15 protein-coding genes are annotated in these 14,051 nt (G+C 66.5%); 11 read left to right on the top strand and 4 right to left on the bottom strand.

What is annotated here, in order from left to right; genetic code table 11:
• The first annotated feature begins 6 nt into the window (after positions 1 to 6).
• The 4 genes from M2368_RS09325 (at position 7) to purU (ending at position 4,836) form a co-directional block, all read left to right on the top strand.
• Complete coding sequence (locus M2368_RS09325; RefSeq protein ID WP_105658900.1) at positions 7 to 306, top strand: sarcosine oxidase subunit delta; 300 nt, start codon at positions 7 to 9, stop codon at positions 304 to 306.
• Positions 303 to 3,200 (top strand): sarcosine oxidase subunit alpha family protein, encoded by a 2,898-nt coding sequence (locus M2368_RS09320; RefSeq protein WP_498724384.1) that lies wholly within the window; start codon positions 303 to 305, stop codon positions 3,198 to 3,200. Before M2368_RS09325 ends, M2368_RS09320 begins: the two co-directional genes overlap by 4 nt.
• Positions 3,193 to 3,801, top strand: coding sequence for a sarcosine oxidase subunit gamma (locus M2368_RS09315; protein WP_498724383.1), 609 nt, complete (start codon positions 3,193 to 3,195; stop codon positions 3,799 to 3,801). The genes M2368_RS09320 and M2368_RS09315 overlap by 8 nt, the downstream gene beginning before the upstream one ends.
• A gap of 174 nt (positions 3,802 to 3,975) precedes the next feature.
• Positions 3,976 to 4,836, top strand: a complete 861-nt coding sequence (gene purU / locus M2368_RS09310; RefSeq protein ID WP_332488049.1) for a formyltetrahydrofolate deformylase — start codon at positions 3,976 to 3,978, stop codon at positions 4,834 to 4,836.
• Positions 4,837 to 4,840: 4 nt separating this feature from the next.
• Here purU and M2368_RS09305 read toward each other — a convergent pair whose 3' ends face one another.
• Positions 4,841 to 5,074, bottom strand: coding sequence for a hypothetical protein (locus tag M2368_RS09305; RefSeq protein ID WP_332488047.1), 234 nt, complete (start codon positions 5,072 to 5,074; stop codon positions 4,841 to 4,843).
• 1 nt (position 5,075) lies between these two features.
• Positions 5,076 to 6,266: a S8 family serine peptidase gene (locus M2368_RS09300; RefSeq protein WP_332488045.1), complete on the bottom strand. Its 1,191-nt coding sequence runs from the start codon at positions 6,264 to 6,266 to the stop codon at positions 5,076 to 5,078.
• Positions 6,267 to 6,452: 186 nt separating this feature from the next.
• On the opposite strand from M2368_RS09300, the gene M2368_RS09295 reads away from it, so the two are divergent.
• Together M2368_RS09295 and M2368_RS09290 are read left to right on the top strand one after the other, a co-directional pair.
• Positions 6,453 to 7,658, top strand: coding sequence for an NAD(P)/FAD-dependent oxidoreductase (locus tag M2368_RS09295; protein ID WP_498724382.1), 1,206 nt, complete (start codon positions 6,453 to 6,455; stop codon positions 7,656 to 7,658).
• A gap of 50 nt (positions 7,659 to 7,708) precedes the next feature.
• Positions 7,709 to 8,158 carry a universal stress protein gene (locus M2368_RS09290; protein ID WP_332488041.1) on the top strand — a complete coding sequence of 150 codons (450 nt, stop codon included), beginning with the start codon at positions 7,709 to 7,711 and terminating at the stop codon, positions 8,156 to 8,158.
• Here M2368_RS09290 and M2368_RS09285 read toward each other — a convergent pair.
• Positions 8,155 to 8,508, bottom strand: a complete 354-nt coding sequence (locus tag M2368_RS09285) for a CHY zinc finger protein (RefSeq protein WP_332488039.1) — start codon at positions 8,506 to 8,508, stop codon at positions 8,155 to 8,157. The two genes, M2368_RS09290 and M2368_RS09285, sit on opposite strands and share 4 nt — an antisense overlap.
• Positions 8,509 to 8,679: 171 nt before the next feature.
• Here M2368_RS09285 and M2368_RS09280 point away from each other — a divergent pair, with 171 nt between their 5' ends.
• Positions 8,680 to 10,059 (top strand): MFS transporter, encoded by a 1,380-nt coding sequence (locus M2368_RS09280; protein WP_498724381.1) that lies wholly within the window; start codon positions 8,680 to 8,682, stop codon positions 10,057 to 10,059.
• 321 nt (positions 10,060 to 10,380) lie between these two features.
• Positions 10,381 to 10,923: a P-loop NTPase family protein gene (locus M2368_RS09275; protein WP_483561844.1), complete on the top strand. Its 543-nt coding sequence runs from the start codon at positions 10,381 to 10,383 to the stop codon at positions 10,921 to 10,923.
• A gap of 7 nt (positions 10,924 to 10,930) precedes the next feature.
• Here M2368_RS09275 and M2368_RS09270 read toward each other — a convergent pair whose 3' ends face one another.
• Positions 10,931 to 11,860, bottom strand: a complete 930-nt coding sequence (locus M2368_RS09270) for a LysR family transcriptional regulator (RefSeq protein WP_105658889.1) — start codon at positions 11,858 to 11,860, stop codon at positions 10,931 to 10,933.
• 141 nt (positions 11,861 to 12,001) lie between these two features.
• Here M2368_RS09270 and mmsB point away from each other — a divergent pair, with 141 nt between their 5' ends.
• From mmsB to M2368_RS09255, 3 genes are read left to right on the top strand one after another with little or no spacing between them, the layout of a single operon-like run.
• Positions 12,002 to 12,946, top strand: a complete 945-nt coding sequence (gene mmsB / locus M2368_RS09265) for a 3-hydroxyisobutyrate dehydrogenase (RefSeq protein WP_483561846.1) — start codon at positions 12,002 to 12,004, stop codon at positions 12,944 to 12,946.
• The gene (locus M2368_RS09260) at positions 12,901 to 13,311 is read left to right on the top strand and encodes an alcohol dehydrogenase catalytic domain-containing protein (protein ID WP_498724380.1); all 411 of its coding nucleotides are present in this window, start codon (positions 12,901 to 12,903) and stop codon (positions 13,309 to 13,311) included. Before mmsB ends, M2368_RS09260 begins: the two co-directional genes overlap by 46 nt.
• Positions 13,312 to 13,341: 30 nt before the next feature.
• On the top strand, positions 13,342 to 14,046 hold the full coding sequence (locus tag M2368_RS09255; RefSeq protein ID WP_498724379.1) for a zinc-binding dehydrogenase: 705 nt from the start codon (positions 13,342 to 13,344) through the stop codon (positions 14,044 to 14,046).
• Positions 14,047 to 14,051: the final 5 nt, after the last annotated feature.

Here is a 14,051-nt window from a genome sequence, read left to right as displayed (position 1 = left end):
ACCGCCATGATGCTGATTGATTGCCCGAACTGCGGGCCACGCAACGAGAACGAATTCAAGTACGGGGGAGAAGCCCACGTGGCCTACCCGGCGGACCCGAGCGCCCTGAGCGACAAGGAATGGTCGCGCTACCTGTTCTACCGGCAGAACAAGAAGGGCATCTTCGCCGAACGCTGGGTCCACTCCGGCGGCTGCCGCAAGTGGTTCAACGCCCTGCGCGACACCGTCACCTATGAATTCAAAGCCGTCTACCGTGCCGGCGAAGCACGTCCAGAAATCCAGGCCACCGAAGGAGGCACCCGATGAGCCAGTCCCAGCGCCTTTCCGCCGCGCAGAGCGCCGGCGCCCGCATTAACCGCGAGGAAGCACTGGCCCTGAGAGTGAACGGGCAGCAGCTTTCCGCCTACCGCGGCGACACCGTGGCCAGCGCAATGCTGGCCGACGGGCTGCGTTCATGCGGCAACTCGCTGTACCTGGCCCGCCCGCGCGGCATCTTCGCCGCCGGGGTCGAAGAGCCCAACGCGCTGGTGACCGTCGGCGCCCGGCACAGCCAGGACATCACCGAATCGATGCTGCCTGCCACCACCGTCCCGGTCACCGACGGGCTGGACGCCACCTTGCTTTCGGGCCTGGGCGTGCTGGATCCGAACGAGGACCCCGCCTACTACGACCACATCCACGTGCACACCGACGTGCTGGTGGTCGGCGCCGGTCCGGCCGGCCTGGCCGCGGCCCGCGAAGCCTCGCGCTCCGGGGCCCGGGTGATGCTGCTCGACGAGCGCGCCGAGGCCGGGGGCACCTTGCTGGACACCGCCGGGGAGCAGATCGACGGCCTGGACAGCAGCCAGTGGATCGAGCAGGTCACCGGCGAACTGGCCGCGGCCGAGGAAACCACCCACCTGCAGCGCACCACCGTCTTCGGGTCCTACGACGCGAACTACCTGATCGCCGCGCAGCGCCGCACCGTGCACCTGGACGGACCGGCCGGGCCGGGCGTTTCCCGCGAACGCATCTGGCACATCCGCGCCCAGCAGGTCGTGCTGGCCACCGGCGCCCACGAGCGCCCGATCGTCTTCGAGAACAACGACCGCCCGGGCATCATGCTTGCCGGCGCGGTGCGCAGCTACCTGAATCGCTACGGCGTGCGCGCCGGGCAGCAGATCGTGGTGGCGACCACCAACGACTCGGTCTACCCGCTGGTCTCCGAGCTGGCAGCCACCGGCGGGGTGGTTGCAGTCATCGACGCACGCACCACCGTCTCCGCGGCCGCCGCGGAAGCAGTGGCCGCCGGGGTCACCGTGCTGACCGGCTCCGTCGTGGTGGACACCGAGGCCGACGCCTCCGGCGAGCTGTCGGCAGTGACCGTCGCCGAGCTGGACGAGCAGCGCAACCTGGGTGCCCCGCAGCGCTTCGAGGCCGACGTGCTGGCCGTGGGCGGCGGCTTCAACCCGGTGGTGCACCTGCACTCCCAGCGCCAGGGCAAGCTGGACTGGGACACCGCAATCCATGCGTTCGTCCCGGCCGCCGCGGTGGCCAACCAGCACCTGGCCGGCGCGGTCACCGGCCGCTTCGACACCGCCAGCGCGCTGAGCACCGGGGCCGCCACCGGCGCCGCGGCAGCCAGCGCAGCCGGCTTCCAGCGCATCGCAGAAGTACCGCAGGCGGTAGCCGTTCCGGCCGGGGAAACCCGCCCGGTCTGGCTGGTGCCCTCGCTGAACGGCGATGACGCGGCGAACTACAAGACCCACTTCGTGGACCTGCAGCGCGACCAGTCCGTGGCCGACGTGCTGCGCGCCACCGGCGCCGGCATGCAGTCCGTGGAGCACATCAAGCGGTACACCTCGATCTCCACCGCCAACGACCAGGGCAAGACCTCGGGCGTCGCGGCGATCGGCGTGATCGCCGCGGTGCTGGGCATCGAGAACCCGGCACAGATCGGCACCACCACCTTCCGCGCACCGTACACCCCGGTGGCCTTCGCCGCCCTGGCCGGACGCACCCGCGGGCAGCTGCTGGATCCGGCACGCATCACCCCGATGCACTCCTGGCATGTGGAGCACGGTGCCGAATTCGAGGACGTCGGCCAGTGGAAGCGCGCCTGGTACTACCCGCAGCCGGGCGAAACCATGGACGAGGCCGTCTACCGCGAATCCGCCGCGGTCCGCGCTTCGGTGGGCATGCTCGATGCCACCACGCTTGGCAAGATCGAGATCCGCGGCAAGGACGCGGCCGAGTTCCTCAACCGCATGTACACCAACGGCTACACCAAGCTGAAGGTCGGCATGGGACGCTACGGCGTGATGTGCAAGGCCGACGGCATGGTCTTCGACGACGGCGTGACCCTGCGCCTGGCCGAGGACCGCTTCCTGATGCACACCACCACCGGCGGCGCCGCCGACGTGCTGGACTGGCTGGAGGAGTGGCTGCAGACCGAATGGCCTGAACTGGACGTCACCTGCACCTCGGTGACCGAGCAGCTGGCCACCGTCGCGGTGGTCGGGCCGAAGTCCCGCGAGGTCATCGCGAAGCTGGCCAGCTCGGTGGACGTGTCCAACGAGGGCTTCAAGTTCATGGCCTTCAAGGACGTGGTGCTGGACTCCGGGATCGAGGCGCGGATCAGCCGCATCTCCTTCTCCGGCGAACTGGCCTTCGAGATCGCCATCCCTGCTTGGCACGGGCTGCGCGTCTGGAAAGACGTGTACGCCGCCGGCGAGGAATTCAATATCACCCCGTACGGCACCGAAACCATGCACGTGCTGCGCGCCGAGAAGGGCTTCATCATCGTCGGGCAGGACACCGACGGCACGGTGACCCCGCAGGATGCCGGCATGGAATGGGTGGTCTCCAAGCTCAAGGACTTCGTCGGCAAGCGCTCCTACAGCCGCGCCGACAACGTGCGCGAGGACCGCAAGCACCTGGTTTCGGTGCTGCCGGTGGACAGCTCGCTGCGCCTGCCCGAAGGCGCCGCGCTGGTTGCCGCCGACGCGCTGGCCACCGATGGCATCACCCCGATGGAAGGCTGGGTCACCAGCTCGTACAACTCGCCGGCCCTGGGGCGCACCTTCGGCCTGGCGCTGATCAAGAATGGGCGCAACCGCATCGGCGAAGTGCTCAAGACCCCGGTCGGCGGCCAGCTGGTCGACGTCCAGGTCTCCGAACTCGTTCTCTTCGACCCGGAAGGAAGCCGCCGTGATGGCTAACGACACCCTGATTGACACCGACGTGCGCCGCTCGCCGGCGCAGCACCTGGCAGCCCAGATGCAGGCGGCCAGCGTCGCCGGCCGCGTGTCCCTGCGCGAAATCGCCTTCACCACCCAGATCTCGCTGCGCAGCGCACCGGGCGGGGCAGCCCACACGGCGCTGTCTGCGGCCACCGGCGTGGGCCTGCCCGCCACGGTGGGCGAGGTGGCCGGCGACGTGTCGGGCACCGCGGTGCTCTGGCTGGGCCCGGACGAGTTCCTGGCCACCAGCCCGGAGAACACCGAGCTGGCAGGTGCGCTCGCCGCGGCCCTGGGCGATGAGCCCGGGCAGGTGGTCGACCTCTCGGCCAACCGCTCGGTGCTGGAACTGGAAGGCCCGGATGCGCCGCTGGTGCTGCGCAAGAGCTGCCCGACGGACCTGCACCCGCGCGCTTTCGGCGTGAACCAGGCGATCACCACCTCGCTGGCGAACATCCCGGTACTGCTGTGGCGCACCGGCGAAACCAGCTGGCGGATCTTCCCGCGCGCCTCCTTCACCGAGCACACCGTGCACTGGCTGATCGACGCCATGGCGGAGTTCGCCGTACCACCGGTGGCCTAGCCGCACCGGCTGATCCGGCCCCGTCCCGACGCCGGGGCGGGGCCGGACTGGCCTGTATCAGCAAACACGCAAGCACAAGCATGCACAGCAACAATCCGGCCAGTTCGTGGCGTTCGGACACCGGCTCTGGCACAGTGCTGTTTAACCCGCTAGCCGAAAGGACCTGAAGCAATCATGAGCGAGCAAATCCGCCACGTGCTGACCCTGCAATGCCCCGAGGGAATGGGGATCGTCAACGCGGTCACCGGATTCCTGCTGAAGCACGAACGCACCATCGTCGAGCTCAAGCAATTCGACGACATGGCCGCCGGCCGGCTCTACCTGCGCGTGGACTTCGCCGGCGAGGGGCAGGCCGACCTGCTGGAGCAGATGCGTGCAGAATTCGCCGAGCTCGCCCAGCAGTTCGAAATGGACTGGCAGCTGCGCGAACGCGGCCAGAAGACCAAGGTGCTGATCATGGTCTCGAAGTTCGACCACTGCCTCAACGACTTGCTCTTCCGTGCCCGCACCGGCGAATTGCCGATCGAGATCGTCGCGGTGGTCTCCAACCACCCGGACAGCCGGTCGCTGGTCGAGTGGCACGGCATCCCGTACTACCATGTGCCGATCTCCAAGGAGACCAAGCCGCAGGCCGAGGCGGAGCTGCTCTCGCTGATCGCCAAGCACGAAGCGGAGCTGGTGGTCCTGGCCCGCTACATGCAGGTGCTCTCCGACGAGCTCTCGCGCGAGCTGACCGGCAAGACGATCAACATCCACCACTCGTTCCTGCCCTCTTTCAAGGGCGCCAAGCCATACCACCAGGCCTGGGAGCGCGGCGTGAAGACCGTGGGCGCCACCGCCCACTACGTGAACTCCGAGCTGGATGAGGGCCCGATCATCGCCCAGCAGGTCGTCGAGGTGGATCATACCTTTGGCCCGCAGGACCTGGTGGCCGCCGGCCGCGACACCGAGTGCAAGGCGCTGTCCAATGCGGTGCGCTGGCACTGCGAGGGCCGGGTCTTCCTCTACGGGAACCGCACGGTGATCCTGCGCTAGCTAGCTAGCGCTCCTCGCCGATTGCCCGGTAGTGCTGCTCGGCATCCACCGATTCGACCGCGTCGAGCTCCCGCAGCGCTGCGGCCACCTGCTCGCTGCCCTCGCCAATAATCTGGCCCAGGGCAGCGAGCACTTGCTTAACCTGCAGTCCGCGGGCTTGCAGCTCATCAACGATGGACTCGGGGGCCACCGTGGCCACCACGGTGATCACATAGATATGCACTGTGTCGCCGCACATCCTATTGGCCTTCCGTGCTGGCGGGGGCTTGGGCCAGCCCGGCACCGGCATCCTCGGCCGGCAACGGGATATCGCGGGAGGTGGACAGAAGCTTGTCCCACAGCTCCTGGGCACGCAGCCCGGTGGATTCGGCCAGCAGCGCTGCCACGCCAGCCACATGCGGGGTGGCCATGGAGGTGCCGCTGATCGTGTTGTAGCGTTTTTCTCCCGGCCAGGCAGAATAGATGTCCACGCCGGGGCCGGCGATATCCACTGCGCCGCCCTGGGCATCCAGCGCCTGCGCCGAGAAATCGGCAATGGCCAGGGCCGAATCCACTGCAGCCACCGCCATGATGTAGGGGCTGTTGGCTGGCGCGCCGACGAATCCCGGATTCCCGGCGGAGCGCTGCGCGTTGTTGCCGGCGGCGGCCACGATCAGCGAGCCCAGCTCCAGGGCGCGCCGTCCCGCGGTGACATAGGGCGGGTGCACGGTTTTCACGTCGGCGCCCAGTGACATCGAGATGACCTCGCACTTGTTTTCCAATGCCCAGTTGATTCCGGCCAGGATCGTGGAGTCGGAACCCGATCCGTTGCTGCCCAGCACCTTTCCGGCAAAGATATTGGCCTCGGAGGCGACCCCGTAGCCCGGTCCCTGCTGCGGGTCGCGCGGACCGCAGGCCGTGCCGATGCAGTGGGTGCCATGCCCATGGCCGTCGCTGGCGTCCTCGCCATCGACAAAGGACTTGGCATCCACGGTGCGGCCGGCGAAATCCGGGTGCGCGCTGTCGAAGCCGGTATCCAGCACAGCCACGTTGATTCCCTTGCCCGTGTAGCTGGACAGCGATGCGCCCACCGCCTGCAGGCCCCAGGTGAATTCCACGGTGTCCGCGAACGAGGACTGGCCCGGGACCTTGGCGGCATCGGGCAGGATCCGGTACACCAGTTCCGGCACCACGGAGGCCGGCAGCCGATGCCCGGCGCAGCGCTGGCGGAAGTCCTCCAGCTGCTCGGTGCCGCTGGAGACCACCGCGATGCCCAGCATCGGGAAGTATTCGCTGGTGGAGTAGCCCTGCTCGGCCAGCAGCTGGGGCAGTTCGGTGTCGCGTTGGACTTGGGCCAGGCCAGGGGCGCCGGCAGCTGGCTGGTCGAAGACGAGCACGTAGCGGCCCGGGACTTCAGCGGCTTCGGTGCTTTGATGGCGGGACGTGTGCATGGCTGGCTCCTAAGCTGGTTTTCCGAGGTACTTGGCACCTTACCGGCAGCCAGCGGCAGTTGCGCCCCAATGGCCCGGAATTATCAGGATCCCCCTAGTAATGCCCGGTTCTTCCGCCGGCTCTTGCCAGCGCGATGCTCGCGTGCCACGATCGAGGTATACCGCCTTCGAGGAGTTGGAGACAGCATGGAATCGATCGTCATTGCCGGTGGCGGCCTGGCCGCCGCTACTGTTGCCAGCGAATTGCGAGAGCGCGGCTATGCGGGAGCGCTGACGCTGATCAGCGAGGAAGCCGAGCTTCCCTATGAGCGTCCGCCGCTGTCCAAGGGGTTCTTGCAAGGCAAGGACGATCCTGCCTCCTTCACGGTCCACGACGGCCCCTGGTATGAACGCCACGATGTCGCCCTGCGCCTGGGGGTCGCAGCGATCAGCATCGAAACTGCCAGCCAGCAGGTGCTGCTGGCCGATGGCAGCGCGGTGGACTACGACCAGCTGGTCATGGCTACCGGGTCGCGGGCCAGCGTGGGCGGGCAGAATCCGATGCCCGGCTACGACCTGCCCGGAGTGCACGTGCTGCGCACCGTGGCCGATGCGAAGTCGCTGCGTGCAGAACTGACCGAGGGGGCGCAGGTGGCGGTCATCGGCTCGGGCTGGATTGGCATGGAAGTGGCGGCCACCGCCCGCCAACGCGGTGCGCGCGTCACCGTTTATTCCCCGTCCGAGGTGCCGTTGGCCAAGGTTTTCGGCGAACGCTTCGGGCACTACCTGCTGGAACTGCACCAACGCCATGGCGTGGATGTGCGCACCGCACGAGCCCAGGGCATCGAGCAAGTGGACGGGCATCTGCAGGTGCTCTCCGACGCCGGCTCGTCGCGTGCCGACGTGGTGCTGCTGGCCATTGGCGCCCGCCCCAACTTGCAGCTGGCGCAGACCGCCGGGCTGGAAGTGGGTTCGGGAGTGGTCGTGGATGCTTCGCTGCGCAGCAGCAATTCCAAGATCCTGGCCGTCGGGGATATCGCCCAGGCCTTCAATACCAGGCTGCAGCGGCAGCTGCGCGTTGAGCACTGGGACAATGCCATCCGCCAAGCCAAGCTCGCCGCGGCCACGCTGATGGGCGTGGAAGAATCCTACGACTGGCTCCCGTATTTCTTCACCGACCAATTCGATCTGGGGATGGAATACGTCGGGCATAATTCTCCCGATGACGCCTCGGTGGTCCGCGGAAGCATCGAGAGTGGAGAGTTCTTGCTGTTCTGGCAGGACGGCCAGAGGATCACGGCGGCAGCCAACGTGAATATCTGGGATGTCAATGACACCCTGCGCGGGCTGGTTGGTCGGGAAATTGCCGCTGATCGGCTGACGGACCAGGCCATGGAGCTCAAGGATTTGTGAACCGCAGTTTCTTCGACCGGAACTGCCAATAAGGGAAGCGGGTAGAGCTGATGAGCACTATGGTCATGGGTGTGGAATCGGGCATGTCCCCGGCGGTATTTGCTGCGGCCGGTTCGCTGGCACGCGGGCTGGATGCACGATTGGTGTGCATCCACGCTGATTCCGGGCGCCTGATTACCGACAAGCTGTCCGAGGGCGACCTGCTGGCTTCGGCCAGCCCGGTCTCCGAGGAACTCGCCTGGGAAATCACCTCGGTGATTACCGGTGTCGAGCTCGAGAGCTATACCGTGGCCGGCGACCCTGCCAAGGTGCTGGCCGCGGTAGCCGAGCAGCTCGATGCGCAGATGATCGTCGTCGGCACCCGCCGTCCGGGGATCCGCAGCAAGATGGCCCAGCTGATGGACGGGTCGATCGCCGTGGCGCTGGCCCACAAGCAGCATCGTCCGGTGCTGGTGATCCCGCAGCAGCCTGCCCAAGACAACGAGTTGCCCTGGGACTAGCTGGCTGGCTTCATCTCGAAGTACAAGTCCAGATGCAATTTGCAGCCAGGATTGAACAGGGCCTGGCAGTTCGGGCAGGAAGTGGCATCGAGGTACTTCGCCGGGCTCAGCTGCGTGCTGCAGACCCCGCAAAGCACGGCGGGTTCATCGAACCGGTCCGCCGGCCACGGCGTTGCCTCGTGATGGGCCAGTTCGCCATGGCATAGGTGGCAGGGGTAGAAGGTGGCGCAGCAGTCGTGCTTCAGTGCGATCACATCGAACAAGGAGTGGTAGTGGGCGCAACGGGTTTGCGCATCCATGCGCACGCCTCGCAACGCCACCTGGTGCACGGGGTTTTCCCAAGCCGTCATCCTCGACCTTTCATGCAGCCGCCGCTGCGTGTGCAAAAATGCACGCTGAATGTGCAGAATCCGCCTCCCAGTATGCCTCGTTTCGCCTATCTTTCGCGATGTGATCTAGGTCATACTCGCTGATGAGGCCGGTTCCAAAGGGGGGACTGGCGTGGGCGGAAGGAACGCACAGTGGCAAGCGAAACGTCATCGAAGGCCGAGCGCAAGGGATTGCGCCGGGTCGTAGCAGCCTCCATGGCTGGCACCGTCGTCGAATGGTATGAATTCTTCCTCTACGCGACCGCGGCAACCCTGGTCTTCAACAAGATCTTCTTCCCGGATACCGGCAACGATCTGGATAACATCATCAAGGCCTTCCTGACCTACGCGGTCGGTTTCATTGCCCGCCCCATCGGAGGCATCGTCTTCGGCCACTTCGGCGACAAGTACGGGCGCAAGCACCTGCTGCAGGTGGCGATCGTGCTGGTCGGCGCAACCACCTTCCTGATGGGCTGCCTGCCCACCTTCGACTCCATCGGCTATGCCGCACCGATCCTGCTGATCGTGCTGCGCTTCGCCCAGGGCTTCGCCGTGGGCGGGGAATGGGGAGGCGCGGTGCTGCTGGTGGCCGAGCACGCGCCGAACAAGGAACGTGGCTTCTGGTCCTCCTGGCCGCAGGCCGCAGTGCCGGTGGGCAACCTGCTGGCCACCGTGGTGCTGCTGGTGCTCTCGGCAACGCTGAGCGAAGCGGCCTTCCTGGCGTGGGGCTGGCGCATCGGCTTCTGGCTCTCGGTGGTGATTGTGGTCGTCGGCTACTACATCCGCACCCGCGTTTCCGATGCCCCGATCTTCAAGGAAGCCAAGGCTGAGCTGGAGCAGAACGCGGCAGCCGGCTACGGCGTGGGCGAAGTCTTCAAGCGCTACCCGCGCGGGGTGTTCACCGCCATGGGCCTGCGCTTCGGGGAGAACATCATGTACTACATGGTGGTGACCTTCTCCATCACCTACATGGCCACCCAGCTGGACATGGACACCTCCACGATCCTTGGCCTGATGCTCATTGCCCACGTGATCCACGCGATCCTGGTGCCGATCGTCGGCCGTTTCACCGACACCCTCGGCCGCCGCCCGGTCTACGCCACCGGCGTGGTGCTCATGGCCGTCTGGGGCGTGGTGGCCTTCCCGCTGTTCAATACCGCCAACGATGCGGTCATCCTGGCCACCATCGTGCTGGGCTTGGGTGTGCACGCGTTGATGTACGCCGGGCAGCCGGCCATCATGGCCGAGATGTTCCCGACCCGCATGCGCTACTCGGGCGTCTCGCTGGGCTACCAGGTCACCTCGATCGTGGCCGGGTCCATGGCCCCGATCATCGCAACCTTCCTGCTCAAGGTCTACGGATCCTGGGTTCCGGTGGCCGGGTACATCGTGTTCGCCGCCCTGGTCACCCTGGTGGCGGTGTTTTTCATGAAGGAAACCAAGGGGCTGGACCTCGGTGAGATCGACGAGGCGGACCGGCTGGCAGTGAACGGCGAAAAGGCCGCCCGCGACGAACTGAAGATTCAGAAGTAAGCCGCAAGATCCAGCACGACGCCGAAGACCAGCTCCACGGACGGGGCTGGTCTTGGGCGTGTTCAGCGACCTGCGGGCGGGCCATCGGCTTGCGCCGCCGTTGCCGATCTGCGAGTCTGGCAGCCAAGAAGGATGGGGTTTGAGTGGACATCACTGCCCCCAGCATGATGCGATTGCGAGGTGCATGGGCAGATGGGAATCGAGTACCTGTTGGCGTTCCTGTTCGGTGTTGGCTTCATTGCCGCTTGCGCTTCATACGGGCGGCGCCGGAGCAGCCGGAAGAATGATGAAAAGTAGCCAAGGTTGCCGCCGGGGCTCTGGATGAAGCGGTGCAGGCTGCATATCTTCGGTGCCAGCGGCAGTGGCACCACGACCCTCGCGCGCGCCGTGGCCGATGCCTGGTCCGTGCCGCATGCCGATAGCGACGACTACTTCTGGGTTCCCACCGATCCGCCATACCGCGAGCAGCGTGCGCCGGCTGCCCGAACCATGCTCATGAACCAGGTCTTCGTTCCGCGCAAGGCTTGGGTACTGTCCGGATCAGTGCAGGGATGGGGAGAAGAAGTCCTGTCGCAATGCGATGCCTTCGTTTTCCTGGCGCTGGATCCCCAAGTGCGCCTGCGCCGTCTTGCAGAACGCGAGAAGCAGCGCCTGAGCGGGCAATCCCTGGAACTCGGAGCCCTGGAACAATTCATGGCGTGGGCAGCTGGCTACGATGACCCGGACTTCAGCGGACGCAGCCGCGCCCGCCATGAGGCGTGGCTGGAGAACGAAGCCCGTCCGGTGCTCCGGCTGGACAGCGCCCGATCAGTGGCGCAGCTGCTGCAGGCCATCGTGGACTGGGAACCGGCCGGGCCACGGTGAACGGCGCCTAGCCGGAGGACAAGTTGTACGCCGGGAATGGCGGGATGAACCAGTCTCCGGCGGTGGCTGCATCATTGAGCGCACGCACCGTTTCCTGGACCGCGCGGCTGCGCAAGGCTTCTTCGCGTCCCACCAGCCAGTACTCGGACTGGTAGGTGAACTGGTCATGGAGCACCGGAACCATATTCGGGTAGTGCTCCGAGAGGAAAGTGGGGAGCAAGCCGATGCCTGCATGGTTCATGGTGGCCGCATATTGCACCGCGATGCTGGTGGAGGAAATCGCGCGGTGCATCGGCGGCAAGGCGGCGGTGGCCTCGTCGAGCTTGTCCACCGTCAGCGCGGTGTCGATGTAGTAGTTCAGGCTATGCCCGGCCAGATCGGCAACCTGTGCCGGGGTGCCGTGGGCTTCCAGGTACTCGGCCGTGGCGTAGAGCCGCAGCTCGTAATCCAGGAGTTTCGTGGAGGCCGCCTTGCGGACGCTGGGTTCGCCAATGACAATCTCCAAATCCATGCCGGTCCGCGTCTGCCGTGCACGGGTGGTTTCCGAAACGATCTCGAAGACCAGTTGCGGATGCTTTAGCTGGAGCTTTGCCAGGGCCGGAGCCGCCAGGTGGGCGCTGAAGGCGTCGGGAGCGGCGACGCGCACATGGCCGGCCAATGCACCGGTCTCCTTCTGGGAGCCGATGGCTTCCACAGCCTGCTCGATGGCTTCCGCGCTTGACATGGCCCGGCGCCCCAGATCCGTCAGTTCCCAGCCGTTGGGAGAGCGCGTGAGCAGGTGGCCGCCCATGGCTTTTTGCAGTGCGTCGATGCGACGGGAAATCGTCGAGTGGTTCACCCCGAGAACATTCGCGGCGGCGGTGTAGCGGCCCAGGCGTGCAACGGTCAGCAGGGCAATGAGGGATTCGAGATGGCGGTAATCGATCTGACGGTCCATGGTCCACAGTCTGCCACGCCTCGTGTGCGCTAGCGCACACTAGGCCTGCGCAATTGGCGTGCCCAAGTGCATTGAGTCTGGCACGCCGCGCCCCCTACGCTGGCCTGACAAGGACAATACTCAAGGACGAGGGGTGTGCAGATGAGCACGTACGCATGGATTGGCCTGGGCAACATGGGCGGACCGATGACCGCGAATCTGGTGGCCGCAGGGCACACCGTGCGCGGCTACGACCTGGACGAGCAGGCCTGCGCCGCCGCGGCCGGCGGCGGAGTCCAGATAGCCGGATCGATCGCCGAAGCCATGGACCAGGCCGACGCCGTGTTCACCATGCTGCCCAAGGGAGCGCACGTGCGCGCGGTCTATGAGGGCGACGCCGGCATCTGGGCCAACGCCAGCAAGGACATGCTGCTGCTGGATTCCTCCACGGTGGACATCGAAACTTCCCGCTACATCCACGCGGGCTCCGCGCAGCGCGGACTGCACTTCGTCGATGCCCCAGTCTCCGGCGGCATCTCCGGAGCCGCGGCCGGGACCCTGGCCTTCATGCTCGGCGGGGCACCAGAACTGATGGAGCGGGCCACCGGATTCATCGCCCCGATGAGCGGGAAGACCATCGTCGCCGGGGGCCCCTCCATGGGCATTGCCGCCAAGATCTGCAACAACATGATGCTGTTCATCGACCTGATGGCCAGCGCCGAAGGCTCCCAGCTAGCCGAAGCCCTGGGCCTGGACCCGGAAGTCTTCTGGCAGATCGCCTCGGTCTCCTCGGGACGCTCCTGGGCGCAGCAGACCTGGTACCCGGTGCCGGGCATCATCGATACCGCCGCGGCGAACAACAATTTCGAGGCCACCTTCCGCACCGACTTGGCCCGCAAGGACATCGGGCTGGCCCTGGACGCGGGCGCAAGCACCGGGGTGCAGCTGCCGGCAGCCAGCTTGGCCCGCGAGCACTTCGACGAACTGATCGAGCAGGGACTGGGGGACAAGGACTGCTCGCTGATCGTGAAGAACCTGCTGCCAGAAGGTGGCGTGCGCGGGTGGAACCCGGAGTCGGCCCAGGCCAACCAGCCAACCGCGGGCTGAGTATGCGCCAGATCCATGCCGCGGTGCTTGAGCGCCGGGAGAACCAGCGGCCCTATGCCGAGCACCGGCCGCTGGCGATGCGCCAGCTGCAACTGGAAGAACCCGGGCCCGGCGAAGTGCTGGTGCGCATCACCGCGGCCGGACTGTGCCATTCGGACTTGTCGGTGATCGACGGGAACCGGCCTCGTCCGCTGCCGATGGTGCTGGGCCACGAGTCAGCAGGCATCGTCGAGCAGGTGGGTGATGGGGTGGATCTGGACATCGGCCAGCAGGTGATCTCGGTCTTCCTGCCCCGCTGCGAGCATTGCGAAGCGTGCGCCAAGGGCGGCAAGCTGCCGTGCAGCGCCGGCACCGCGTCCAACTGAGCAGGGACCCTGCTGACCGGCGCTCGCCGGTTGGCCCTCGATGGCCAGCCGGTCCATCACCACCTCGGCGTCTCGGCCTTTGCCGACTATGCGGTGATGGATGCGCGCAGCCTCATCCCGGTGGGCGCGGACGTTCCTGCTGAAGTGGCCGCGGTGCTGGGCTGCGCGGTGCTCACCGGCGGCGGTGCACTGCGCAATGCCGCCGGGGCAACCGGCGACCAGGATGTCGCCATCGTCGGCCTGGGCGGGGTAGGCATGGCCGCCTTGCTGGTGGCCGCGGGGCAAAGGAGCACCGGCAGGATCCTGGCCGTTGACGCCAATGAGGACAAGCTGGCCACCGCGCTGGCATTGGGCGCCGATGAAGCCTGCACGCCGCAGGCCCTGGGGCAGCGCACCGCCGAAATCGTGATCGAGGCCGCGGGGCATCCGCGTGCCTTCGAAACCGCCTTGCAGGCCACCGGCGTGGGCGGAACCCTGGTGACCGTGGGGCTTCCGGCTCCGGGCGCGATGAGTAGCATCGAGCCCCTGGGCCTGACCGCAGGAGCACGCACGATCATCGGCAGCTACATGGGTTCTGCTCTGCCGAAGAAGGATATTCCCTACTACGAGCAGCTCTGGCGCTCCGGCAAGCTCCCTGTGGAGAAACTCGTGGAAACCAGGCCGCTGGCCGAGGTCAACGACGCCCTGGATGCACTAGCCGAGGGACGGTCGGTGCGCCAAGTTCTGCTGCCCTGAAATCA

Source organism: Arthrobacter sp. JUb119 (assembly GCF_024807995.1).
In the GTDB taxonomy this organism is placed as follows: domain Bacteria; phylum Actinomycetota; class Actinomycetes; order Actinomycetales; family Micrococcaceae; genus Glutamicibacter.
Note: the sequence above shows the minus strand (reverse complement) of the source record. Positions and strands in the feature narration are given on the sequence as shown.